The sequence below is a fragment of the Legionella sp. MW5194 genome (assembly GCF_016864235.1).
GTDB lineage: Bacteria > Pseudomonadota > Gammaproteobacteria > Legionellales > Legionellaceae > Legionella_C.
Genome location: NZ_CP045732.1, coordinates 2,968,316 through 2,991,295, shown reverse-complemented (window position 1 = coordinate 2,991,295; position 22,980 = coordinate 2,968,316). Strand labels below are relative to the sequence as shown.

Genomic DNA, 22,980 nt, shown 5'->3' with positions numbered 1-22,980 from the left:
GAACAGAGATTTTTCTGAGACGGCCACCATAACTGTCAAATCATTACGATTTGCACAACTTAGGAGGTCACTAACGTGACGATAACATTAGCTGCAAAGAAAGCTGTTGTCGAAGAAGTAAATGCAGTTGCTTCTAAGGCTATTTCAGCTGTGGTTGCTGATTATCGTGGTTTGACTGTAAACCAAATGACCCAATTGCGTAGCCAGGCTCGCAAATCCGGTGTTTATCTAAGGGTTGTAAGAAATACATTAACCCGTAGAGCATTTGAAAACACGGATTTTTCCTGCTTGAGCGACAAATTGGTTGGTCCTTTATTTATCGCGTTGTCACTTGAAGCACCTAGTGACGCGGCAAGACTTTTAAAGGATTTCGTAAAAACATTTGACAAGCTTGAAATCAAGGCATTGTCTGTAGGCGGTAAAGTCTATGGCGCTGATCAGTTAGATGCAGTAGCCAGCTTGCCGACGAAAGACGAGGCAATAGCCAAACTGATGTTTGTGATGAAAGCGCCTATTGAGAAATTTGTCAGAACACTTGCTGAACCGCATGCCAAACTGGTTAGAACGGTTGCTGCAATTAAAGACAAAAAAGAACAGTAAAATTCCGATAATCGATTATATTTAATTAGGAGCTAGTAATGGCTGTATCAAAAAATGAGATCCTTGAAACAATCTCTAACATGACCGTAATGGAAGTTGTTGAGCTGATCGAGGCAATGGAAGAAAAATTTGGCGTTTCTGCTGCCGCTGCTGCTGTAGCTGTCGCTGCCCCCGCTGCTGCTGGTGCATCTGCTGCTGCTGAAGAAAAGACAGAATTTGACGTGGTTATGACAAGCTTTGGCTCTAACAAAGTTGGCGTCATTAAAGTCATTCGTAACATCACCGGTTTAGGCTTGAAAGAAGCAAAAGACCTGGTTGAAGGTGCACCTGCCACTGTTAAAGAAGGTGTATCAAAAGACGAAGCAGCTAGCATCAAGAAAGATCTGGAAGAAGCTGGCGCGACTGTTGACGTTAAGTAATAATTATACGTCTCTATTTCAGAACCCGGCCATGGTTACATGGCTGGGTTTGTGTGTTTGATGATCAATAATTTACAGAGGAACCACCATGGCAACTGCAGAAGCTAAACCTCAACACTATTCTCACGCTGAGAAGAAACGATTCCGTAAGAGCTTTGGCAGGCAAGCTGACAAGATGGCGATTCCCAATCTCCTGGACATTCAATTAAAGTCCTATAGAGATTTTCTGGAAGCTGATTCTAAAGCCAACTCAGAGCAGAAAACAGGTTTGCATGCAGCGTTCTCATCCGTATTTCCTATTGAAAGTTTTTCTGGTAATGCCCGCTTAGAATACGTGGGTTACAAATTGGGCGAACCCGCCTTTGACGTGAGAGAGTGTAAATTACGTGGTTTAACGTATTCAGCTCCTCTGCGTGTTAAAATCAGACTTGTTGTCCTTGATAAAGATGCGGCTGGTGAACCAAAGCCCATCAAGGATATCCGTGAACAAGATGTATTCATGGGTGAAATTCCCTTAATGACTGACGTTGGTACTTTCGTTGTGAATGGTACTGAACGCGTTGTTGTTTCGCAGTTACATCGTTCGCCCGGGGTTATATTTGAACATGACCGCGGAAAGACGCACTCTTCCGGTAAGCTGCTTTATTCCGCCCGTATTATCCCATACCGTGGTTCATGGCTTGATTTTGAATTCGATCCCAAAGACTGTGTTTTTGTGCGTATTGATCGCCGTAGAAAACTGCCAGTCAGCATTTTACTACGTGCCTTGGGGTATGAAGTTGAAGATATCCTCGCTGAATTTTTTGAATCGACCGTTTGCCAACTGCGTAATGGTGAATTCCACATCAATCTCATTCCTGCTCGTCTGCGCGGTGAAATTGCATCCTTTGATATTGCTGTTCCTGAAACGGGTGAATTGATTGTTGAGCAGGGTCGCCGTATTACTGCCCGCCATATCAAAATGATGGAAAAGAGTAACATGCAGGATCTCGTGGTCCCGCAGGATTATCTGGTCGGAAAAATACTCGCCAGAAACATTGTTAATACTGAAACAGGTGAAGTGTTGGCAAATGCCAATGATGAAGTCACCTCTGAATTGTTGGATCAGTTGGCTCAGCATGGCATTTTGTCATTTGAAATGATCTACACCAATGATCTGGATCATGGTTCTTATATCTCTGACACCTTAAAAATTGATCCCACCAACAGCCAACTTGAAGCGCTGGTTGAAATTTATCGCATGATGCGTCCTGGCGAGCCGCCAACAAAAGAAGCGGCGGAAGCCTTATTTAAAAACCTTTTCTTCGCTGAAGATCGCTATGATTTATCCGCAGTCGGCCGTATGAAATTTAATCGACGCGTTGGACGCAAAGAAGATCAGGGCCCAGGTACGTTAACGAAAGAGGATATTCTTGCAGTTATCAAAACATTGATTGATATTCGCAACGGTATTGGCATGGTTGACGATATTGATCATTTGGGTAACCGACGTGTACGCAGCGTGGGTGAAATGACAGAAAACCAGTTCCGTGTGGGCCTGGTTCGTGTTGAGCGTGCGGTCAAAGAGCGTTTAAGCCTGGTTGAATCTGAAAACCTGATGCCTCAGGATTTGATTAACGCCAAGCCTGTTTCTGCTGCCATCAAAGAATTTTTTGGTTCAAGCCAGTTATCGCAGTTTATGGATCAGGTGAACCCACTTTCCGGAGTGACTCACAAGCGCCGTGTTTCGGCCCTTGGCCCAGGCGGGTTAACCCGTGAGCGCGCAGGATTTGAAGTCCGCGACGTTCACACCACCCATTATGGCCGTGTTTGCCCCATTGAAACGCCTGAAGGTCCAAACATCGGTCTGATCAATTCGCTCTCTGTTTACGCACGCACCAACGACTACGGTTTCATTGAAACACCTTGCCGTAAAGTAATCGATGGCCATGTTACGGACGAAATTGAATACCTGTCGGCGATTGAAGAAGTCGATCAATACATTGCTCAATCCAGCGTGGCAGTAGACGAAAAAGGCAAAATCCTTGCTGATTTGGTTCCTTGCCGTCATCAGAATGAATTCTCATTGACGACCCCGGATAAAATTAACTACATGGATGTGTCACCCAAGCAGATCGTATCCGTGGCAGCCTCACTGATTCCTTTCCTGGAGCATGATGACGCGAACCGTGCCTTGATGGGATCTAACATGCAACGTCAGGCGGTACCCACACTGCGTTCTGAAAAGCCGCTGGTAGGTACGGGAATGGAGCGTACAGTGGCCTCTGATTCCGGTGTTTCTGTGGTTGCTAAACGTGGTGGTGTGATTGATTTGGTTGATGCATCTCGTATCGTTGTCCGCGTTAACGATGACGAAACCACCGCGGGTGAAACCGGGGTAGACATTTATAACCTGACGAAATATTTCCGCTCCAACCAGGATACCTGTATTAATCAGCGTCCCATTGTCAATACTGGTGATCGCATTCAGAAGGGTGATGTTCTTGCTGATGGTCCGTGTACTGACATGGGTGAATTGGCACTGGGACAAAACCTGCTGGTCGCCTTCATGCCCTGGAACGGTTATAACTTCGAAGACTCGATTTTGATTTCAGAGCGTATTGTCCAGGAAGATCGCTTTACCACGATTCATATTGAAGAGTTAACCTGTATCGCTCGCGATACCAAACTTGGAACGGAAGAAATTACCGCGGACATCCCTAATGTGGGTGAATCAGCATTGGCCAACCTCGATCAATCGGGCGTGGTATACATTGGTGCTGAAGTATCCGCCGGCGATATTCTCGTTGGTAAAGTCACGCCAAAAGGCGAAACACAATTAACACCGGAAGAGAAACTCTTAAGAGCCATTTTCGGTGAGAAAGCGTCTGATGTAAAAGATTCTTCCTTACGCGTCCCTTCCGGCATGAACGGAACCGTGATTGATGTTCAAGTGTTTACACGGGATGGCCTGGAAAAAGACGAGCGTGCCAAGAGTATTGAAGAAGAACATCTGGCCCGCGTCCGTAAAGATCTTATCGATGAACGACGTATCCGCGAAGAAGACATTTATCACCGCGTTTATAATTTGTTGTTGGGTAAAACGGCAGCAGGTGGTCCATCCAGCATCAAGCCGGGCTCTAAAATCACCGAATCCTATCTGGAGAAAGTGGACAGAAGCAAATGGTTTGATGTTCGTGTTGATGACGAAGTCATCAGCCAACAACTGGAGCAATTGTCCAAACAACTTGAATTGCTTGGCAAAGAAATGGAAAAGCGCTTTAACGATAGCCGTAAAAAGATTATTCAGGGCGATGATTTGGCTCCCGGCGTTCTAAAAATTGTTAAAGTGTATCTCGCAGTCAAGCGTCGCATTCAGCCAGGTGATAAGATGGCTGGTCGTCACGGTAATAAAGGGGTTATTTCCATTGTGGTTCCCGTGGAAGACATGCCTTACATGGCGGATGGTACTGCCGTTGATATCGTATTGAACCCATTGGGCGTACCGTCCCGTATGAACATTGGTCAGGTTCTGGAAACGCACTTAGGGCTTGCTGCCAAAGGTTTGGGGCAGCGGATTGCCGATTTGGTCGACAGCAATAAGCCCGTTAAGCAGATTCGTGAATTCCTGGGCAAGATCTACAATCATGATGGCGTTCAACGTGTTCACCTCGAAAAACTTGACGACAACGAAGTCGCTATTCTTGCTGACAACCTTCGTGCCGGCGTCCCCATGGCGACACCTGTGTTTGATGGCGCCAATGAAGCAGAAATTAAATCCATGCTTGAGCTCGCTGGATTGCCTGCTGATGGAAAAACCATGCTGATTGACGGACGTACGGGCAAGACATTTGATAACCCCGTCACCGTCGGTTACATGTACATGCTCAAACTGAATCACCTTGTCGACGACAAAATGCACGCCCGCTCCACCGGGTCGTATAGTCTGGTTACTCAGCAGCCACTTGGCGGTAAGGCTCAATTCGGAGGCCAGCGTTTCGGTGAGATGGAGGTATGGGCATTGGAAGCTTATGGCGCGGCTTATACGTTGCAGGAAATGTTAACAGTGAAATCAGACGATGTCGGAGGACGAACGAAGATATATAAAAACATAGTTGATGGTGATCATCGTATGGATCCTGGAATGCCTGAGTCCTTCAATGTATTACTGAAGGAAATTAGAGCATTGGGTATTGATATCGAACTGAACCACGACTAACACGTTCAGCGATCAATTCTGATAAACACATTTTTGGAGGCATAGACTTGGCTAATCTAAGCAGCGACCCAATGAGAAAAGCACCTGTAATGAGTGATTTGCTGGGTATCCTCAAACAACAAGGGCAAAGTGAAGAATTCGATGCGATTAAAATCGCTCTGGCTTCACCTGAATTAATTCGATCCTGGTCTTATGGGGAAGTAAAAAAGCCCGAGACCATTAATTACCGTACATTTAAACCGGAGCGTGATGGTTTATTCTGCGCAAAAACATTTGGTCCGGTGAAAGATTACGAATGTTTGTGCGGTAAATACAAACGACTCAAGCACCGCGGTGTTATTTGTGAAAAATGCGGTGTAGAACTGGCATTGGCCAAGGTCCGCCGTGAACGTATGGGGCACATTGAGCTGGCTAGTCCAGTGGCTCATATCTGGTTCCTGAAATCACTGCCGTCCAGAATTGGTCTTTTGCTGGATATGACACTGCGTGATATTGAGCGCGTTCTTTATTTTGAAGCGTTTGTCGTGGTCGATCCCGGTATGACCGAGTTGGAACGCGGTCAATTGCTGAATGATGAAGTGTATCTGGAAGCGATGGAGCAATACGGAGATGAATTCGATGCCCGCATGGGTGCAGAAGCTATCCGTGACTTATTACGTCAGATTGATCTTGAAGAAGAAATACGCACTCTGCGTGAAGAATTGCCTACCACCAATTCTGAAACCAAAATCAAGAAAATCACCAAGCGCTTAAAATTAATCGAGGCATTCTATGAGTCCGGTAACAAACCGGAATGGATGATTATGGATGTCCTGCCCGTCTTGCCTCCTGATTTAAGGCCCTTAGTCCCTCTGGATGGCGGGCGATTTGCTACATCCGATTTGAATGATTTATACCGTCGCGTCATTAACCGCAACAACCGCTTGAAGCGATTACTGGATCTGAACGCACCGGACATCATTGTTCGTAACGAAAAGCGTATGCTGCAGGAATCCGTTGATGCGCTGCTGGATAACGGCCGGCGTGGCAGAGCGATTACAGGGACCAACAAGCGTCCATTAAAGTCACTGGCTGACATGATTAAAGGGAAACAGGGTCGTTTCCGTCAGAACCTTTTGGGTAAGCGCGTTGACTATTCTGGTCGTTCCGTGATTGTAGTCGGTCCGACCTTGCGTTTGCACCAGTGCGGTCTGCCGAAAAAAATGGCGCTGGAACTGTTCAAACCCTTTATCTTCAGCAAACTTGAATTCAGAGGTCTTGCTACCACGATTAAAGCCGCCAAGAAAATGGTCGAGCGTGAAGAGCCAATTGTTTGGGATATTCTGGATGACGTGATCCGCGAGCATCCCATTCTGTTAAACCGTGCACCGACATTGCACCGTTTAGGTATCCAGGCCTTTGAGCCCGTGTTAATTGAAGGAAAAGCGATCCAGCTTCACCCGTTAGTATGTACCGCGTATAACGCAGACTTCGACGGGGACCAGATGGCTGTGCACGTTCCATTAACCCTGGAAGCGCAACTGGAAGCCCGGTCGCTGATGATGTCCACTAACAATATTCTGTCTCCTGCGAGCGGTGAGCCGATTATTGTTCCCAGCCAGGACGTGGTGCTCGGACTTTATTACCTGACACGCGAGCGCATCAATGCCAAAGGGGAGGGCAAAATTTTTGCCAGCGCCCAGGAGGCTCAGAATTTTTATGAGGCTGGCTACATCGACATTCATGCCAAAATTAAAGTACGCATGCCCAAAGATGATGAAGACGGCGATAACGGTGGTAACCGCGGTGTTCATCTCGTGGATACCACGGTAGGCCGTGCAATTCTGGCTGATATTCTGCCTAAAGGAATGGCGTTCTCGCAAATCAATCGTACGATGACTAAAAAAGTCATTTCGCGTGTTGTTGATCATTGCTACCGTAAATTTGGGCTGAAAGAAACCGTTATTTTCGCTGACCAGCTGATGTATACCGGGTTTAAATACGCTACGCGTGCCGGTGCATCGATTGGTATTGAAGACATGGAGATTCCAGACGACAAGGCCGTCATTATTGAGCAGGCTGATAATGAAGTGCGTGAGATCGAATCGCAATTCCGTTCTGGTCTGGTAACCAATGGTGAACGTTATAATAAGGTCATCGATATCTGGTCGCGTACCAATGAAATGGTGGCCAAGTCGATGATGAGCAAAATCGCGACCGAAGAAGTGGTTGATCGTGCTGGAAATACAACGCGTCAGGAATCATTTAACCCCATCTTTATGATGGCTGACTCCGGGGCGAGGGGTTCTGCGGCCCAGATTCGCCAGCTCGCTGGTATGCGGGGATTGATGGCGGCTCCGGACGGCTCCATTATTGAGACGCCGATTACAGCGAACTTCCGAGAGGGACTGAACGTATTCCAGTACTTCATCTCGACTCACGGTGCCCGTAAAGGTTTGGCCGATACTGCACTAAAAACAGCGAACTCGGGTTATCTGACACGTCGTCTGGTGGATGTCGCTCAGGATGTGGTGATAACCCAGGATGATTGCGGTACCGAAAATGGCATTCTCATGCAGCCTCTTATTGAGGGCGGCGATATTGTTGAACCCTTGCACGAAAGGGTATTGGGGCGTGTGGTTGCTACTGATGTTTACATCCCCAATCAGGAAGACGCGGTTGTAACCGCCGGGACTTTACTGGATGAGGACTGGGTAGAAAAGCTTGAGAAGCTTGGCGTCGATCAAATTCTGGTTCGCTCACCCATTACCTGTGAAACCCGTTTTGGTTTGTGTGCCAAATGTTATGGGCGCGATCTGGCGCGTGGTCACCTGGTGAACACCGGGGAAGCCGTGGGTATTATCGCCGCGCAATCCATCGGTGAGCCCGGTACTCAGTTAACCATGCGTACTTTCCATATCGGGGGTGCGGCATCCAGGGCAACGGCTGCCAATAATATTCAGATTAAGAATAAAGGGGTTATTCGTCTGCATAACATTAAGACGGTTACTCACGAAAATGGCAACCTGGTCGCTGTATCGCGTTCCGGAGAGGTGTCGATTGTCGATGACTTTGGCCGTGAGCGTGAGCGCTATAAATTACCTTATGGTTCTGTACTCACTGTTCATGACAACATGGCAGTAGAGGCCGGTCAGGTTATTGCCAGCTGGGATCCGCATACTCACCCGGTTATTTCCGAAGTAAGCGGTAAGCTGAAATTCATTGACTTAATCGAAGGCATGACCATGAATCGTCAGACCGACGAAATAACGGGTCTGAGTAACATTGTAGTAATTGATGCCAAGCAACGAAGTTCTGCTGGTCGTGACATGCGTCCTATGGTTAAGCTTGTGTCTGATGACGGTGAAGACATCTATCTGGCAGGAACCAACGTCCCCGCTCAGTATTATCTTCCTGTCGATGCAATCATTAACTTTGAAGACGGCAATAGTGTGGGTGTGGGTGATGTTATCGCCCGTATTCCTCAGGAGCGTTCCAAGACGCGTGATATTACCGGGGGTCTTCCGCGTGTGGCTGATTTGTTTGAAGCCAGAAAACCTAAAGATGCTGCGGTGATGGCTGAAACATCAGGACTGGTTAACTTTGGTAAAGAAACCAAAGGTAAACGTCGACTGATTATTACGGCTTCAGAAAATCAGTTCCATGAAGAATTAATACCAAAATGGCGTCATATTTCGGTGTTTGAGGGTGAGCATGTTGAGCGTGGTGAAGTGATCGCAGAAGGTCCGCTTAATCCGCACGATATACTGCGTTTGCTTGGTGTCGGGGCGCTGGCCAATTACATCGTTAACGAAGTTCAGGATGTTTACCGCCTGCAGGGGGTAAAGATCAACGACAAGCATATCGAAACCATTGTTCGACAAATGCTTCGTAAACGAGTAATTACGTTTGCCGGTGATTCGAAATTCCTGGTAGGCGAGCATGTTGAAGAAAGCGTGATGCTGCATGAAAACGACAAACTGGTTGCTGAAGGCAAACAGCCTGCCCATGGTACCCCCATATTGCTGGGTATTACCAAGGCTTCTCTGGCGACAGAATCGTTTATTTCAGCGGCGTCATTCCAGGAAACCACAAGGGTACTTACTGAAGCGGCTGTTAGCGGCAAGGTCGATGATCTTCGTGGTTTGAAAGAGAATGTGATGGTCGGTCGACTGATTCCTGCGGGAACAGGCTATGCCTATCACCAGGGCCGCAAGGCAAGACGTGCCAGAGCTGCAAGTACTGAGCATACCGCACATACCGTCACTGCAAGTGATGTTGAGCATGCATTAAGTGAAGCGTTGAACGCAGACAATCATGATGATTAGCTGGGATTGATATAACTCCGGCAGGTTTAACTTGACAAATCTGCCGGAGCTATATAGAATCCGGCCTCCTTATGCATTCAAAATATAGACAAGAGATAAAGTTCGGAGTTAACAATAAATGGCTACTATTAATCAGTTAGTAAGAAAGCCTCGCAGAGACATCGAAGAGAAAAGTAAGGTCCCTGCTTTGCAATCCTGTCCACAACGACGAGGTGTATGTACTCGTGTATATACTACAACCCCTAAAAAGCCAAACTCAGCTATGCGTAAGGTAGCACGTGTGCGCTTGACCAATGGTTATGAAGTATCTTCCTACATCGGTGGCGAAGGCCATAACCTGCAGGAACACTCTGTTGTATTAATTCGCGGCGGTAGGGTAAAAGACTTGCCTGGTGTGCGCTATCATACCGTTCGCGGAAGTCTGGATACCTCTGGTGTCAACGATCGTAAACAAGGTCGTTCAAAATACGGTACCAAGAAACCGAAAGACAAGAAATAATCTGATTGTAGGAAATTGAAATGCCAAGAAGAAGAGAAGTACCCAAACGCGAAATTTTGCCTGATCCAAAGCATCATAGCGAACTTTTAGCCAAATTTATTAACGTCCTGATGGTAAGCGGTAAAAAATCAACTGCCGAAAAGATTACCTATGGCGCCCTTGATCTCTTGAATGAGCGCATTAAAAAAAGCAAAAAGAACGACGAAGACAGCGAGTCTGGTTCATCCAGTGCTGGTTCCGCTAATGTTCTTCATTACTTCGAGCAGGCCCTTGATAACGTAAGACCCAGTGTGGAAGTGCGCTCAAGACGAGTCGGCGGTGCGACCTACCAGGTTCCTGTTGAAGTTCGTATGGATAGAAGCATTGCGCTTGGCATGCGCTGGATAGTCCAGGCTGCCCGTTCACGCGGCGAAAAGGGAATGATGTTACGGTTGGCAGGCGAATTAATCGATGCATTCGAAAGCAAGGGTTCTGCTGTGAAAAAACGTGAAGACACTCATAAAATGGCCAAAGCTAACCAGGCTTTCGCACATTTTAGATGGAATTAACAGAGAGGTTACGTCGTGTCTACTCCGTTAGAACTATACAGAAACATCGGTATTGCCGCCCACGTGGATGCTGGTAAGACAACAACCACCGAGCGTGTTCTGTATTACACCGGTATGTCACATAAAATTGGCGAAGTGCATGATGGCGCTGCAACCATGGACTGGATGGTTCAGGAGCAGGAACGCGGAATCACGATTACCTCTGCAGCTACGACGTGTTACTGGGCTGGAATGGACAAGCAATATGCTCGCCATCGTATTAATATTATTGATACGCCAGGGCACGTTGATTTTATGATTGAGGTGGAGCGTTCGTTACGCGTTCTCGATGGGGCTGTGGTGGTGTTTGATGCCGTGTCTGGAGTTGAACCGCAATCTGAAACCGTATGGCGTCAGGCTGACAAATACGGTGTTCCACGCGTTGTGTTTGTCAATAAAATGGACCGTATGGGTGCAAACTTCTTGCGCGTAGTCAGTCAAATTAAACAACGCCTGGGTTCAAATCCTGTTGTCGTTCAAATGCCAATTGGTGCTGAAGAAGCCTTTGTTGGTGTGGTTGACTTAATTAAAATGAAGGCCATTCATTGGGATGAAGAAAACAAAGGCATGTCTTTTGAATACAAGCCAATTCCGGACACTATGCTTGCCCAATGTGAGGAATACCGCGGCTTAATCATCGAAGCCGCTGCCGAAGCATCTGAAGAGCTAATGGAGAAATACCTGGAAGGCGCCGAGTTCACGGAAGAGGAAATCAAAAAAGCATTGAGACAACGGACCATTGCCAATAAGATGGTACCTGTCTTCTGTGGTTCAGCCTTTAAAAATAAAGGGGTTCAGGCTGTATTGGATGGCGTTGTTGACTATCTGCCTTCACCGATAGACATTCCGGCTATTAAAGGACACGACGAGCATGGCGAAGAGATTCGACGTAGAGCATCGTATGACGAACCGTTCTCTGCGTTGGCATTTAAAATTGCTACGGACCCTTTTGTTGGGACATTGACCTATTTTCGAACTTATTCAGGTGTGCTTAAAAGCGGTGACACGATATACAACTCGGTTAAAGGTAAAAAAGAGCGTATTGGCCGTCTCCTTCAAATGCATGCCAACTCCCGTGAAGAAATCAAAGAAGTTCGCGCGGGTGATATTGCTGCAGCAGTTGGCTTAAAAACCGTAACTACGGGTGATACCCTTTGTGATTCTGATTCAGTGGTTATTCTTGAAAGAATGGACTTTCCTGATCCAGTGATTGCGGTTGCCGTAGAACCAAAAACCAAAGCTGACCAGGAAAAGATGTCGATTGCGCTAGGTAAGCTGGCTCAGGAAGACCCCTCATTCCGTGTTCATACTGATGAAGAGTCAGGACAAACAATTATTCAGGGAATGGGTGAGTTACATCTTGAGATTATTGTGGATCGCATGAAGCGTGAATTTAACGTGGAAGCGAATGTTGGGAAGCCACAGGTTGCCTACCGCGAAACGATTAAAGCCTCTGTTGAACAGGAAGGTAAATTCGTTCGCCAATCAGGCGGCCGTGGTCAGTATGGACATGTATGGCTTAAAATTGAGCCAAACGAGGCAGGGGCAGGGTACGAGTTTGTCAATGCCATTGTCGGTGGTGTGATTCCCAAAGAATACATTCCGGCAGTTGACAAGGGTATCCAGGAACAGATGCAAAATGGTGTTATTGCAGGGTATCCAGTAGTCGATGTTAAAGTGACTCTGTTTGATGGATCTTTCCACGAAGTGGATTCCAGTGAGATGGCATTTAAAATTGCTGGTTCTCAGTGTTTCAAACAAGGAGCCGCAAAAGCGAAACCTGTTCTGCTTGAACCGATTATGAGTGTCGAGGTCGTTACACCTGAAGATTACATGGGTGATGTGATGGGTGATCTCAACAGACGTCGTGGGTTGGTTCAGGGTATGGAAGACTCTCCTGCAGGAAAAGTCATCCGAGCGGAAGTGCCTTTGGCTGAAATGTTTGGATATGCAACCGATGTACGTTCGGCAACACAGGGTAGAGCAACCTACTCCATGGAGTTTTCACGCTATGCAGAAGCTCCTAATAACATTGCTGAAGCGATCATCAAGAAACAATAAAAGTTAAAGTTAACGAGGTATAGAGAAATGGCGAAGGAAAAGTTTGAGCGTAAGAAGCCACACGTAAACGTTGGAACGATTGGTCACGTAGACCATGGAAAGACAACGCTGACGGCAGCGATTACAACGATTATGGCAGGCCTGCATGGCGGCACGGCAAAAGCATACGACCAGATCGATGCTGCACCGGAAGAAAGAGAGCGAGGGATTACGATATCTACGGCGCACGTAGAATATGAATCCACGAACCGACACTATGCCCACGTTGACTGCCCAGGACACGCGGATTATGTGAAGAACATGATTACGGGTGCTGCTCAGATGGATGGAGCGATACTGGTGGTTTCCGCTGCGGATGGTCCGATGCCTCAAACACGCGAACACATTCTGTTGTCTCGTCAGGTTGGTGTACCGTACATTGTTGTGTTCATGAACAAAGCCGACATGGTTGACGATCCTGAGTTATTAGAGCTGGTTGAGATGGAAGTGCGCGACCTTCTGAGCAGTTATGAATTCCCCGGTGATGATATTCCTATTGTTGTTGGTTCTGCATTAAAAGCATTAGAAGGCGATACCAGCGAGATTGGAGTGCCAGCGATTGTTAAACTGGTTGAGACAATGGACTCCTACATTCCCGAGCCTGTGCGTAACATTGACAAGCCGTTCCTGTTGCCGATTGAAGACGTATTCTCTATTTCTGGTCGCGGTACAGTAGTGACTGGACGTGTAGAGAGCGGTATTGTTAAAGTCGGTGAAGAAGTTGAAATTGTGGGTATTCGTGATACTCAGAAGACAACGTGCACTGGCGTTGAGATGTTCCGTAAGTTGCTTGACGAAGGGCGAGCAGGCGACAACGTGGGCGTGCTGTTACGTGGTACGAAGCGTGATGAAGTGGAGCGTGGTCAGGTGCTGGCGAAGCCAGGCACGATCAAGCCGCACACCAAGTTTGAAGCAGAAGTTTACGTTCTGTCAAAAGATGAAGGTGGTCGCCATACGCCATTTTTCAACGGCTATCGTCCACAGTTCTATTTCCGAACAACTGACGTAACCGGTTCCTGTGATCTGCCGCAAGGTGTTGAGATGGTTATGCCTGGAGACAACGTCCAGATGACCGTAAATCTTCATTCACCCATCGCGATGGACGAAGGTCTGCGTTTCGCGATTCGTGAAGGTGGCCGTACCGTAGGTGCGGGTGTTGTTGCTAAAATCATCGAGTGAGTAAAATGAGTAACCAACAAAATATCAAGATTCGTCTGAAATCATTTGATCATCGCTTGATTGATTCGTCAACTCGCGAAATCGTAGAAACAGCAAAACGTACTGGCGCACAAATCCGTGGGCCAATACCTTTGCCAATTAAGAAAGAGAAATTTACTGTATTGATTTCACCGCATGTTAACAAAGATGCGCGTGATCAATACGAATTACGTACCCATAAACGCCTTGTTGTCATTGTACATCCCACTGAGAAGACGGTTGATGCGCTAATGAAGCTTGATTTGGCTGCCGGGGTTGACGTTCAGATTAGCCTGGATGATGAATAATCCGGGCCAGGGATATTAACGAGGTGTTACAATGACTAATGGGTTAGTAGGCCGAAAAGTAGGCATGACACGAATTTTTACAGATGAAGGTGTATCTGTACCTGTTTCTGTAGTTGAGGTATTGCCTAACCGTATTTCTCAACTTAAAACGCTTGAGACTGATGGTTACACAGCAATTCAAATTACTGCTGGAACAAAAAAGGCAAGCCATGTAAGCAAGCCTTTAACTGGCCATTTTGCCAAAGCGCAAATTGAAGCTGGTGACATGATGTGTGAATTTCCAGTTGAAGCATTAGATGGTTACAGTGTGGGGCAAACCCTGTCTGTTGCTGATGTTTTTACTGCCGGACAATATGTTGATGTATCCGGGATTACCAAAGGTAAGGGTTTCGCCGGTGGTGTAAAACGCCATAATTTCCGTACTCAGGATGCTACGCACGGTAACTCCCGATCTCACCGTGTTCTAGGTTCTATTGGTCAAAACCAGACACCTGGACGCGTGTTCAAAGGTAAGAAAATGGCAGGCCACTTGGGTAATGTGCGTTGCACGACTCAAAGCCTGGAGTTGGTTCGTGTTGATAGTGACCGTAATCTTCTTTTGATTAAGGGTGCCATTCCCGGATGCCCTGGTGCACGAATTGAAGTAAGGCCCGCGGTTAAGAAGCAAGTAAGGGGCAAATAATGGAACTTAAGACAAAAGATACAAACACTGCTCTTAGCGTAAGTGATGATGTTTTTGATTATCGTTACAATGAAGGCTTGATTCATCAAGCGGTTGTTACATTCATGAACAACGCGCGCAGCGGTAACAGCGCCCAAAAAACACGTTCTGAAGTAAGAGGTGGTGGCAAAAAGCCATGGCGTCAAAAAGGAACGGGGCGTGCTAGAGCAGGTACGATTCGTAGTCCAATCTGGCGTTCTGGTGGTGTCACGTTTGCATCAAAGAAACGAGATTATTCGCAAAAACTTAACAAAAAAATGTACAAACGTGCTTTGCGTAGTATAATCTCCGAACTTCACCGAACAGACAGTCTGGTTGTAGTTAGCGATTTTGAGTGTAAAACGCATAAGACCAAAGATTTTCTGTCTAAAATGAAGGACTTGAATTTATCCAATGCATTAATTGTGATGAATGAAGTGGGTGAGCATGAATATTTGGCTTCTCGCAATCTGCATCAATATGATATTTGCGACGTTAACACGGTTGATCCGGTTAGCCTGCTGCGATTCGAGAAAGTATTAATGACTGGCGATGCAGTGAAGAGTTTAGAGGAGTTGTTACAATGAATGCAGAGCGCTTATTAATGGTTCTCAAAGAACCACACACCTCTGAAAAAGCAACTGTAATGGCTGACAAGTTCAAGCAATTCACGTTTAAAGTTTTAAAGACTGCGACCAAACAGGAAATTAAACAGGCTGTCGAGCAAATGTTTAAAGTCAAGGTTAAAAGCGTGACAGTCATGAACGTTAAAGGCAAAAACAAGCGCTTCAAGCAGTTAAGTGGCAAGCGAAACGATTGGAAAAAAGCATTTGTAGCATTACATGAAGGTCATGATATTGACTTTACAGTGACAGAATAAGGCAGATTAAGATGGCATTATTAAAATCGAAACCAACATCACCAGGAAAACGCGGTGAATTACGGGTTGTCCACCATCATATCCATAAGGGTCAACCCCATTCTGCTCTGGTTGAAAAATTAAACAAAACGGGTGGTCGAAATAACCAGGGCCGTATTACTGTCCGCCACATTGGTGGAGGTGTGCGTGCCAAGTACCGTATTATTGATTTTAAACGCAATAAAGACGGCATTGAAGCCCGTGTTGAACGTATTGAGTATGATCCCAACCGTTCAGCATTAATTGCCCTTATCGTCTATAAAGACGGTGAACGTCGTTATATCATTGCTCCAGCAGGTCTGGAAGCAGGCCAAACGATTGTGAGTGGTGAAGACTCGCCGATCAGCACAGGAAACTGTTTGCCGCTGCGTAATATCCCTGTTGGTACCACAATTCATTGCGTGGAAATGAAGCCGGGTAAAGGCGCGCAACTGTTAAGAAGTGCTGGATGCAGCGGTCAAATCGTTGCTAAAGAAGGGGCTTATGCCACTTTAAAACTTCGTTCAGGTGAAATGCGTAAAGTATTGACCGCCTGCAGAGCTGTCATTGGTGAAGTAAGCAACAGCGAGCACAGCTTAAGATCTTTAGGTAAAGCAGGTGCAAAACGTTGGCGTGGTATTCGACCCACTGTACGTGGTGTGGCCATGAACCCGGTTGATCACCCACATGGTGGTGGTGAGGGTAGAACTTCAGGTGGTAGACATCCGGTTACTCCATGGGGTGTACCTACCAAAGGCTATAAAACCCGTAGTAACAAGCGCACTGACCGTTTCATCGTCAGAGGTCGCAAGAAGAAATAATTAGTTAAGAGGATATCACAGTGCCACGTTCTATTAGAAAAGGTCCCTTCGTTGATGGTCATCTGTTAGCAAAAGTTGAAGCGGCTATTGCGTCAAAATCAAAAAAACCAATTAAGACCTGGTCAAGACGTTCAACAATAACACCTGAGATGATTGATCTGACATTGGCTGTTCATAATGGTAAGGATCACGTTCCTGTGTTCATTACTGACAATATGGTCGGTCATAAATTAGGTGAGTTTGCTATGACTCGTACATTCAAAGGCCACTCTGGCGACAGAAAAGCCAAAGGTAAGTAAGAGGCAATGATGGAAGTTACAGCTAAATTAAGAAATGCACCATTGTCTGCCCAAAAAGGCAGATTGGTTGCAAACATGATTCGCAAAATGGATGTCTCAGGAGCGTTAGACGTGTTACGTTTTACTCCTAAAAAAGGCGCCCAGTTAATGCTGAAATTGTTGGAGTCTGCTATTGCGAATGCGGAAAACAACAACGGTGCTGATATTGACGAATTAAAAGTAGGTATGATTTGTGTCGATGAAGCGATGACATTAAAGCGCATTAGCCCAAGAGCAAAGGGTCGTGCCAATCGCATCTGCAAACGTACATGCCATATCACTATAAAAGTGTCTGACGAGGAATAGCAATGGGACAGAAAGTAAACCCTATAGGTATCCGTTTAGGTATTATTAGAGACTGGAATTCCAAGTGGTATGCCAGTAGAGATTATGGCCGATTGCTTAATCAGGATATTAACTTAAGAAAAGATCTTAAGAAAAAATTAATGGCTGCAGCCGTTAGCCGTATTCAGATTGAGCGCCCGGCTAATAATGCAGTTGTTACTATTCATACTGCTCGCCCTGGCGTTATTATCGGCAAGAAAGGCGGTGGTATTGAATCTCTGCGCGGCGATATAGCCAAACAACTGGGTGTACCTGTTCATTTGAACATTGAAGAAGTACGTAAGCCTGAGCTGGATTCAACGCTCGTAGCCGAAGGCATTGCTCAGCAGTTGGAGCAACGCGTCATGTTCAGAAGAGCAATGAAGCGTGCAGTCACTTCAGCAATGAAGGCAGGCGCTAAAGGTATCAAGATTTGCGTAAGTGGTCGTCTCGGTGGTGCTGAGATTGCCCGAAGTGAGTGGTATCGTGAAGGCCGTGTGCCATTGCATACATTCCGTGCAGATGTTGATTACGGAACTGCAGAAGCCAAGACAACTTATGGCATCATCGGTGTTAAAGTCTGGATTTTCAAAGGCGAAATTCTGCCCCAAAAGAATCGTAATGCTGAAAGCAGTAAATGAGTGAGGATTTTTAATCATGCTACAGCCTAAACGTACAAAATATCGTAAACAAATGAAAGGCCGCAACCGCGGACTTGCCCAACGCGGCAGTAAAGTAAGCTTTGGGGAATTTGGTTTGAAAGCACTTGAGCGTGGCCGTTTGACTGCGCGACAGATTGAGGCTGCTCGTCGAGCCATGACCCGCCATATTAAGCGTGGTGGTAAAATCTGGATTCGTGTATTTCCTGACAAGCCAATTACTCAAAAGCCTCTCGAAGTCCGACAGGGTAAGGGTAAAGGTAATGTTGAATACTGGGTTGCCCAGGTTCAACCCGGTAAAGTGTTGTTTGAAATGGAAGGCGTTACCAGAGAATTGGCTATGGAAGCGTTTAATCTTGCTAAAGCCAAACTACCTTTCAAGGTTATATTTGAAGAAAGAACGGTGATGTAATGAAAAAGATTGAAGAGCTTAGAAATTTATCATCTGACGAACTGAACGCCGAATTATTAACTCTGCGCAAAAAACAGTTTGAACTGCGTATGAAGAAGGCAAATGGTTCTTTAGATAAGACCCATCTTGTTTCTCAAGTCAGAAGAGCGGTGGCGAGAGTTAAAACCATTATGACAGAAAAGGTTGGAAAGAGTGATGTCAAATAGTGAATCAAACGCAAGAACAATAGTTGGTAAAATTGTTAGCAATAAAATGCAAAAAACTATTGTTGTCATGGTAGAAAGGACTGTAAAGCATCCGAAATACGGAAAAATTATGAAGCGCAGAACAAAGCTGCACGCTCATGATGAACAGCAAGTTGGACAAATTGGTAATACCGTAAGAATACGCGAATCTAGACCCCTCTCTAAAACAAAAAGTTGGGTTTTAGTCGAAGTTATTTCTTAATTTCACTTGATCACTTTTAAAATTCCAGAAGGGCTGATATAATCAGCAACCTTTTTCTGGTCGAAATTTAGAGCTGGAGATAAGAATGATACAAATGCAGACTGTGCTTGATGTTGCAGACAACAGCGGCGCACGCAAAGTGATGTGTATCAAGGTGCTTGGTGGTTCACACAGACGCTATGCTCGTGTCGGTGATGTTATTAAAGTAAGCATTAAAGATGCAATTCCACGTAGTAAAGTAAAAAAGGGTGCGGTAATGAAGGCCGTAGTCGTGAGAACCAGTCAAGGTGTTCGTCGTGATGATGGTTCGCTCATCCGTTTTGATGGTAACGCAGCTGTATTGCTGAATAACCAGGACGAGCCTATTGGAACACGTATATTTGGCCCGGTTACTCGTGAGCTTAGAGAACGATTTATGAAAATCATCTCTTTAGCTGCAGAAGTTTTGTAAGAAGGATTAGATATGAAGCGTATTAGATCAGGTGATACTGTCATTGTTATCGCCGGAAAAAGTAAAGGCCATGTCGGTAAAGTCAAACGTGTTAGTGATAAAGGTATCGTTGTTGAAGGAGCGAACCTGATCAAGAAACATGTTAAGCCTAATCCTCAAATTAACCAAAAGGGCGGTATTGTTTCGCTGGAGGCTGCTTTAGATGTATCTAACGTGGCAATGTATAACCCAGTATCCAAAAAAGCTGACAAAGTTGGTTTTAAATTTATTGAAAAAGATGGCAATAACATCAAAGTAAGATACTTTAAATCCAATAACGAAGTTATTGATTTGGTCTAATTAGGTGGCTGAAATGGCAAGACTTGAAGAGTTATATAAAGATAGAATAGTCGAAGTAATGATGAAAAAGTTCGGCTATAAAAGTGTAATGGAAGTTCCCAAGATTACTAAAATTACATTGAATATGGGTGTCGGCGAAGCGGTTGGTGATAAAAAAGTCATGGAACACGCTGTGAAAGACATGACCCTTATTTCAGGCCAAAAACCAGTTGTGACCAAGGCAAGAAAATCAATTGCCGGATTCAAAATTCGTGAAGGTTGGCCAATTGGCTGTAAAGTGACTCTGCGCCGTAAGCGCATGTATGAGTTCCTGGACAGACTGATTACTATTACCTTGCCCCGTGTAAGAGACTTCCGTGGTTTGAACCCCAAGTCCTTCGATGGTACTGGTAATTACAGTATGGGTATTCATGAGCAAATCGTTTTTCCTGAAATTGACTACGATAAGACTGATGGTATTCGCGGTTTGGACATTTGTATTACTACAAGTGCAAAAACCAATGAAGAAGCAAAGGCTTTACTAGAAGCATTCAATTTGCCTTTGAAAGACAGAGACAAACACTAAGAAGGGTATTATTGTGGCTAGAAAATCGAAGCTCGAAAAAACTAAAAACTTGGAAGCATTAATAGAAAAATACGCAGAGCGCAGAAAAGAATTAAAAGTTTTAATTAAATCTTCTCAGGATTTTGATGCAATTATGGATGCTCAGGCAAAATTAGCCAAGCTGCCATTAAATTCAAATCCTGTCAGACACACTACACGTTGCCAGCAATGTGGTCGACCTCATGCCGTTTATCGTAAGTTTGGTTTATGCAGAATTTGCTTAAGACAGGAACTCATGACTGGCAATGTCACAGGCGGCCGCAAGTCCAGCTGGTAATTTTTATTCTATGGAGAACAACTGTGAGTATGCATGATCCAGTAGCTGATATGTTGACACGAATTCGCAATGGTCAACAAGCTAAACATCAGAGTGTCTCTTTAATTTCATCCAAATTGAAAGAAGAGATTGCTCGAGTATTAAAAGAAGAAGGTTATATTCTTGACTATTCTGTTGAGCCTTTGGCGAATAATCTGAAGTCCATGACCATTAATCTTAAATACTACCATGGACGTCCGGTTATTGAGCGTATTTTACGTATCAGCAGACCTGGTTTAAGAGTATATAAATCATCTAAAGATTTACGATCAGTCTCTGGTTTCGGTGTGGCTATCCTGTCTACCTCAAAAGGCGTCATGACTCACAAGGCGGCCAAAACGAATGGGGTTGGCGGCGAAGTGCTCTGTGAAGTAGCCTAATAGTTGCGAGGAAAATTATGTCTAGAGTAGCAAAAGCCCCAGTCCGACTGCCTGCCAATGTTCAGCTTCAGGTGGCTAAAGACCAATTAACAGTTAAAGGTCCTAAAGGGGAACTTACACAACATTTAAATAAGCATGTCAGTGTGGCTCCAAGTGATGATGATGCCAATCTGATACTCTTTAAACCCGCCTCGAATGATCCGAATGGATGGGCCCAGGCTGGGACAACCAGAGCATTGGTTAATAATATGGTGAAGGGTGTCACGACTGGTTTTGATGTGACACTTGAACTTGTTGGTGTTGGATACCGTGCCCAGGCGGCAGGAAAATCATTAACATTGTCTTTAGGTTTTTCCCACCCAGTAGAATACGCTTTGCCTGCTGGTGTTACGGCCGAAACCCCAAACAATACGACAATCATTTTACGTGGTATTGATAAGCAATTGTTAGGTCAGGCAGCTTCTGAGATCAGAGCCTTCAGACCGCCAGAGCCTTACAAGGGTAAGGGCGTTAAATTTGCTGGCGAACAGATTGCTCGTAAAGAAGCCAAGAAGAAATAAGGTTTAGATCATGAAAAAGCAGGTTGCACGTATTAGACGTGGTTTAAAAGCGAAAGCAGTGTTGAAAAGCTCTAATCGTCCACGATTAGTTGTTTATCGCAGTGCGTCCCATATTTACTCTCAAATTGTTGTTCGCAGCGAAAAAGGTGATGTCACTCTGGTGTCTGCTTCAACAGTGGATAAAGAGTTAAAATCTTCCCTGTCTGGAACGAAAGTTGAACAGGCACAGCAAGTTGGTAAATTGCTTGGTGAGCGTGCTAAGGCGAAACAAATCGTTGACGTTTCATTCGACCGTGCCGGATATAAATATCATGGCCGTGTTAAGGCATTGGCCAACGGCGCCCGCGAAGCTGGTTTGAATTTTTAAGGAACGGTTATGGCATTTGTTGAAGATCAAAAAATGAGTGATGGATACCAAGAAAAGTTAGTATCGGTTACTCGTACAGCAAAAGTAGTGAAAGGTGGACGTGTATTTGGTTTTGCTGTTCTTGTTGTTATTGGCGATGGCAAAGGAAAGGTCGGGTATGGACGTGGTAAAGCGCGTGAAGTTCCTATTGCTATCCAAAAAGCGATGGAGCAAGCCAGAAAGAACATGACTTACATTCCCTTGGCAGGAAAAACCATTCATCACGAAATTACCTGGAGCTATGGCGCATCGAAAGTATTCATGAAGCCTGCAAGTGAAGGTACCGGTATTATTGCTGGTGGTGCAATGCGTGCAGTATTGGAAGTTCTGGGTGTACAAAATATTTCTGCAAAGAGCATTGGTTCGACTAACCCAAGCAATATTGTTCGAGCAACGATTGGTGCTTTGACTCATATCGGTACGCCAGATTATGTGGCCGCCAAACGCGGTAAAACTGTTGAAGAGATAATGGCAGACTAATCATGAGCAAAAGTAAAAATTTAAAAATCACCTTAGTCAAAAGTACTATCGGTAGAAAGCCTAAACATATCGCTATAGTCAAGCAATTAGGCCTTGGAAAGTTAAACAGCAGTGTCGTTCATAAAGACATTCCTGCTATTCGCGGTCTTATTAATGCAGTTAACTATATGTTGCAAGTTGAGGAATGTGCATAATGAATTTAAATACACTTTCTCCTGATCCAGGTTCCAGACCATCTAAACGTCGTCTTGGTCGTGGTATTGGATCCGGTCTGGGTAAAACCAGTGGTAAAGGCCATAAAGGGCAAAAAGCTCGCGCTGGCGGATTCCATAAGATTAATTTTGAAGGCGGTCAAATGCCAATTCAGAGACGATTACCCAAGATGGGTTTCAAGTCTCGAATTGCGAAAACGGTCGACGAAGTAACTTTGTCAGAGTTGGCTGGTATTAAATCAGAAGTGATTGATATCGAAGTCTTGCGCGCAGCTGGATTAATCAGCCGTGCAATTCAAAGCGTTAAAATCATTCATTCTGGTGAAATCACTGTCCCTGTCAAATTAAAAGGATTGCGTGTTACGAAAGGTGCTCGCAGTGCAATTGAGCAGGCTGGCGGAAGCATAGAAGAGTGACT

At 45.3% G+C, this 22,980-nt stretch carries 29 protein-coding genes; all 29 read left to right on the top strand.

From position 1 onward, the window contains the following. Nucleotides 1-75: 75 nt before the first annotated feature. The 29 genes from rplJ (at nt 76) to rplO (ending at nt 22,978) form a co-directional block, all read left to right on the top strand. Nucleotides 76-600, top strand: a complete 525-nt coding sequence (gene rplJ / locus GH742_RS13850) for a 50S ribosomal protein L10 (RefSeq protein WP_203455448.1) — start codon at nt 76-78, stop codon at nt 598-600. Between the two features lie 38 nt (nt 601-638). Next, nucleotides 639-1,019: a 50S ribosomal protein L7/L12 gene (rplL, locus tag GH742_RS13845; RefSeq protein ID WP_058526629.1), complete on the top strand. Its 381-nt coding sequence runs from the start codon at nt 639-641 to the stop codon at nt 1,017-1,019. 88 nt (nt 1,020-1,107) lie between these two features. Next, nucleotides 1,108-5,217, top strand: coding sequence for a DNA-directed RNA polymerase subunit beta (gene rpoB / locus GH742_RS13840; RefSeq protein ID WP_203455447.1), 4,110 nt, complete (start codon nt 1,108-1,110; stop codon nt 5,215-5,217). Between the two features lie 89 nt (nt 5,218-5,306). Then, nucleotides 5,307-9,524 carry a DNA-directed RNA polymerase subunit beta' gene (rpoC, locus tag GH742_RS13835; RefSeq protein WP_203455446.1) on the top strand — a complete coding sequence of 1,406 codons (4,218 nt, stop codon included), beginning with the start codon at nt 5,307-5,309 and terminating at the stop codon, nt 9,522-9,524. Nucleotides 9,525-9,642: 118 nt separating this feature from the next. Then, nucleotides 9,643-10,023, top strand: coding sequence for a 30S ribosomal protein S12 (rpsL, locus tag GH742_RS13830; protein ID WP_058526626.1), 381 nt, complete (start codon nt 9,643-9,645; stop codon nt 10,021-10,023). A gap of 20 nt (nt 10,024-10,043) precedes the next feature. Next, entirely contained in the window at nt 10,044-10,571 is a 528-nt protein-coding gene (rpsG, locus tag GH742_RS13825) for a 30S ribosomal protein S7 (RefSeq protein WP_203455445.1), read from the top strand. Between the two features lie 15 nt (nt 10,572-10,586). After that, nucleotides 10,587-12,671 carry an elongation factor G gene (gene fusA / locus GH742_RS13820; RefSeq protein ID WP_203455444.1) on the top strand — a complete coding sequence of 695 codons (2,085 nt, stop codon included), beginning with the start codon at nt 10,587-10,589 and terminating at the stop codon, nt 12,669-12,671. A 27-nt stretch (nt 12,672-12,698) separates the two neighbouring features. Next, a complete protein-coding gene (tuf, locus tag GH742_RS13815) occupies nt 12,699-13,889 on the top strand; it encodes an elongation factor Tu (protein ID WP_108294347.1) in 1,191 nt (396 codons plus the stop codon). 5 nt (nt 13,890-13,894) lie between these two features. Next, nucleotides 13,895-14,215 carry a 30S ribosomal protein S10 gene (rpsJ, locus tag GH742_RS13810; RefSeq protein ID WP_058526623.1) on the top strand — a complete coding sequence of 107 codons (321 nt, stop codon included), beginning with the start codon at nt 13,895-13,897 and terminating at the stop codon, nt 14,213-14,215. Nucleotides 14,216-14,246: 31 nt separating this feature from the next. Further along, a complete protein-coding gene (gene rplC / locus GH742_RS13805) occupies nt 14,247-14,897 on the top strand; it encodes a 50S ribosomal protein L3 (RefSeq protein ID WP_203455443.1) in 651 nt (216 codons plus the stop codon). Further along, nucleotides 14,897-15,502 (top strand): 50S ribosomal protein L4, encoded by a 606-nt coding sequence (rplD, locus tag GH742_RS13800; protein WP_203455442.1) that lies wholly within the window; start codon nt 14,897-14,899, stop codon nt 15,500-15,502. The genes rplC and rplD overlap by 1 nt, the downstream gene beginning before the upstream one ends. Continuing rightward, nucleotides 15,499-15,795 (top strand): 50S ribosomal protein L23, encoded by a 297-nt coding sequence (gene rplW / locus GH742_RS13795; RefSeq protein WP_203455441.1) that lies wholly within the window; start codon nt 15,499-15,501, stop codon nt 15,793-15,795. Before rplD ends, rplW begins: the two co-directional genes overlap by 4 nt. 11 nt (nt 15,796-15,806) lie before the next feature. Next, nucleotides 15,807-16,634: a 50S ribosomal protein L2 gene (rplB, locus tag GH742_RS13790; protein ID WP_203455440.1), complete on the top strand. Its 828-nt coding sequence runs from the start codon at nt 15,807-15,809 to the stop codon at nt 16,632-16,634. 20 nt (nt 16,635-16,654) lie between these two features. Beyond that, nucleotides 16,655-16,933 carry a 30S ribosomal protein S19 gene (gene rpsS / locus GH742_RS13785; protein ID WP_058526618.1) on the top strand — a complete coding sequence of 93 codons (279 nt, stop codon included), beginning with the start codon at nt 16,655-16,657 and terminating at the stop codon, nt 16,931-16,933. 9 nt (nt 16,934-16,942) lie between these two features. Beyond that, nucleotides 16,943-17,278, top strand: coding sequence for a 50S ribosomal protein L22 (rplV, locus tag GH742_RS13780; protein WP_108294519.1), 336 nt, complete (start codon nt 16,943-16,945; stop codon nt 17,276-17,278). 2 nt (nt 17,279-17,280) lie between these two features. After that, on the top strand, nt 17,281-17,937 hold the full coding sequence (gene rpsC / locus GH742_RS13775) for a 30S ribosomal protein S3 (RefSeq protein WP_058532476.1): 657 nt from the start codon (nt 17,281-17,283) through the stop codon (nt 17,935-17,937). A gap of 16 nt (nt 17,938-17,953) precedes the next feature. After that, on the top strand, nt 17,954-18,367 hold the full coding sequence (rplP, locus tag GH742_RS13770; protein WP_058532475.1) for a 50S ribosomal protein L16: 414 nt from the start codon (nt 17,954-17,956) through the stop codon (nt 18,365-18,367). After that, complete coding sequence (gene rpmC / locus GH742_RS13765) at nt 18,367-18,573, top strand: 50S ribosomal protein L29 (RefSeq protein WP_203455439.1); 207 nt, start codon at nt 18,367-18,369, stop codon at nt 18,571-18,573. The genes rplP and rpmC overlap by 1 nt, the downstream gene beginning before the upstream one ends. Then, nucleotides 18,563-18,814, top strand: coding sequence for a 30S ribosomal protein S17 (gene rpsQ, locus GH742_RS13760; RefSeq protein ID WP_058532473.1), 252 nt, complete (start codon nt 18,563-18,565; stop codon nt 18,812-18,814). The genes rpmC and rpsQ overlap by 11 nt, the downstream gene beginning before the upstream one ends. Nucleotides 18,815-18,899: 85 nt before the next feature. Then, nucleotides 18,900-19,265 (top strand): 50S ribosomal protein L14, encoded by a 366-nt coding sequence (gene rplN, locus GH742_RS13755; RefSeq protein WP_058483721.1) that lies wholly within the window; start codon nt 18,900-18,902, stop codon nt 19,263-19,265. Between the two features lie 12 nt (nt 19,266-19,277). After that, the gene (rplX, locus tag GH742_RS13750) at nt 19,278-19,604 is read left to right on the top strand and encodes a 50S ribosomal protein L24 (RefSeq protein WP_108294377.1); all 327 of its coding nucleotides are present in this window, start codon (nt 19,278-19,280) and stop codon (nt 19,602-19,604) included. A 13-nt stretch (nt 19,605-19,617) separates the two neighbouring features. Then, nucleotides 19,618-20,169: a 50S ribosomal protein L5 gene (gene rplE / locus GH742_RS13745; protein WP_203455438.1), complete on the top strand. Its 552-nt coding sequence runs from the start codon at nt 19,618-19,620 to the stop codon at nt 20,167-20,169. Nucleotides 20,170-20,179: 10 nt separating this feature from the next. Continuing rightward, complete coding sequence (gene rpsN, locus GH742_RS13740; RefSeq protein WP_370569565.1) at nt 20,180-20,485, top strand: 30S ribosomal protein S14; 306 nt, start codon at nt 20,180-20,182, stop codon at nt 20,483-20,485. A 23-nt stretch (nt 20,486-20,508) separates the two neighbouring features. Beyond that, nucleotides 20,509-20,904, top strand: coding sequence for a 30S ribosomal protein S8 (gene rpsH / locus GH742_RS13735; protein WP_058532470.1), 396 nt, complete (start codon nt 20,509-20,511; stop codon nt 20,902-20,904). 17 nt (nt 20,905-20,921) lie between these two features. Continuing rightward, a complete protein-coding gene (rplF, locus tag GH742_RS13730) occupies nt 20,922-21,464 on the top strand; it encodes a 50S ribosomal protein L6 (RefSeq protein ID WP_203455437.1) in 543 nt (180 codons plus the stop codon). Nucleotides 21,465-21,474: 10 nt separating this feature from the next. Then, a complete protein-coding gene (rplR, locus tag GH742_RS13725) occupies nt 21,475-21,831 on the top strand; it encodes a 50S ribosomal protein L18 (RefSeq protein WP_203455436.1) in 357 nt (118 codons plus the stop codon). A 9-nt stretch (nt 21,832-21,840) separates the two neighbouring features. After that, entirely contained in the window at nt 21,841-22,350 is a 510-nt protein-coding gene (gene rpsE / locus GH742_RS13720; protein WP_058532467.1) for a 30S ribosomal protein S5, read from the top strand. Nucleotides 22,351-22,352: 2 nt separating this feature from the next. Beyond that, nucleotides 22,353-22,544 carry a 50S ribosomal protein L30 gene (gene rpmD / locus GH742_RS13715; RefSeq protein ID WP_058532466.1) on the top strand — a complete coding sequence of 64 codons (192 nt, stop codon included), beginning with the start codon at nt 22,353-22,355 and terminating at the stop codon, nt 22,542-22,544. Further along, nucleotides 22,544-22,978, top strand: coding sequence for a 50S ribosomal protein L15 (gene rplO, locus GH742_RS13710; RefSeq protein WP_203455435.1), 435 nt, complete (start codon nt 22,544-22,546; stop codon nt 22,976-22,978). Before rpmD ends, rplO begins: the two co-directional genes overlap by 1 nt. Nucleotides 22,979-22,980: the final 2 nt, after the last annotated feature.

Bases quoted from the DNA above. Each gene is read 5' to 3' on its own strand.
- rplL (WP_058526629.1), top strand. From the start codon at position 639: ATGGCTGTATCAAAAAATGAGATCCTTGAAACAATCTCTAACATGACC.
- rpoB (WP_203455447.1), top strand. From the start codon at position 1,108: ATGGCAACTGCAGAAGCTAAACCTCAACACTATTCTCACGCTGAGAAG.
- rpoC (WP_203455446.1), top strand. From the start codon at position 5,307: ATGAGTGATTTGCTGGGTATCCTCAAACAACAAGGGCAAAGTGAAGAA.
- rpsL (WP_058526626.1), top strand. From the start codon at position 9,643: ATGGCTACTATTAATCAGTTAGTAAGAAAGCCTCGCAGAGACATCGAA.
- rpsG (WP_203455445.1), top strand. From the start codon at position 10,044: ATGCCAAGAAGAAGAGAAGTACCCAAACGCGAAATTTTGCCTGATCCA.
- tuf (WP_108294347.1), top strand. From the start codon at position 12,699: ATGGCGAAGGAAAAGTTTGAGCGTAAGAAGCCACACGTAAACGTTGGA.
- rpsJ (WP_058526623.1), top strand. From the start codon at position 13,895: ATGAGTAACCAACAAAATATCAAGATTCGTCTGAAATCATTTGATCAT.
- rplC (WP_203455443.1), top strand. From the start codon at position 14,247: ATGACTAATGGGTTAGTAGGCCGAAAAGTAGGCATGACACGAATTTTT.
- rplD (WP_203455442.1), top strand. From the start codon at position 14,897: ATGGAACTTAAGACAAAAGATACAAACACTGCTCTTAGCGTAAGTGAT.
- rplW (WP_203455441.1), top strand. From the start codon at position 15,499: ATGAATGCAGAGCGCTTATTAATGGTTCTCAAAGAACCACACACCTCT.
- rplB (WP_203455440.1), top strand. From the start codon at position 15,807: ATGGCATTATTAAAATCGAAACCAACATCACCAGGAAAACGCGGTGAA.
- rplV (WP_108294519.1), top strand. From the start codon at position 16,943: ATGGAAGTTACAGCTAAATTAAGAAATGCACCATTGTCTGCCCAAAAA.
- rpsC (WP_058532476.1), top strand. From the start codon at position 17,281: ATGGGACAGAAAGTAAACCCTATAGGTATCCGTTTAGGTATTATTAGA.
- rplP (WP_058532475.1), top strand. From the start codon at position 17,954: ATGCTACAGCCTAAACGTACAAAATATCGTAAACAAATGAAAGGCCGC.
- rpmC (WP_203455439.1), top strand. From the start codon at position 18,367: ATGAAAAAGATTGAAGAGCTTAGAAATTTATCATCTGACGAACTGAAC.
- rpsQ (WP_058532473.1), top strand. From the start codon at position 18,563: ATGTCAAATAGTGAATCAAACGCAAGAACAATAGTTGGTAAAATTGTT.
- rplN (WP_058483721.1), top strand. From the start codon at position 18,900: ATGATACAAATGCAGACTGTGCTTGATGTTGCAGACAACAGCGGCGCA.
- rplX (WP_108294377.1), top strand. From the start codon at position 19,278: ATGAAGCGTATTAGATCAGGTGATACTGTCATTGTTATCGCCGGAAAA.
- rplE (WP_203455438.1), top strand. From the start codon at position 19,618: ATGGCAAGACTTGAAGAGTTATATAAAGATAGAATAGTCGAAGTAATG.
- rplF (WP_203455437.1), top strand. From the start codon at position 20,922: ATGTCTAGAGTAGCAAAAGCCCCAGTCCGACTGCCTGCCAATGTTCAG.
- rplR (WP_203455436.1), top strand. From the start codon at position 21,475: ATGAAAAAGCAGGTTGCACGTATTAGACGTGGTTTAAAAGCGAAAGCA.
- rpsE (WP_058532467.1), top strand. From the start codon at position 21,841: ATGGCATTTGTTGAAGATCAAAAAATGAGTGATGGATACCAAGAAAAG.
- rpmD (WP_058532466.1), top strand. From the start codon at position 22,353: ATGAGCAAAAGTAAAAATTTAAAAATCACCTTAGTCAAAAGTACTATC.
- rplO (WP_203455435.1), top strand. From the start codon at position 22,544: ATGAATTTAAATACACTTTCTCCTGATCCAGGTTCCAGACCATCTAAA.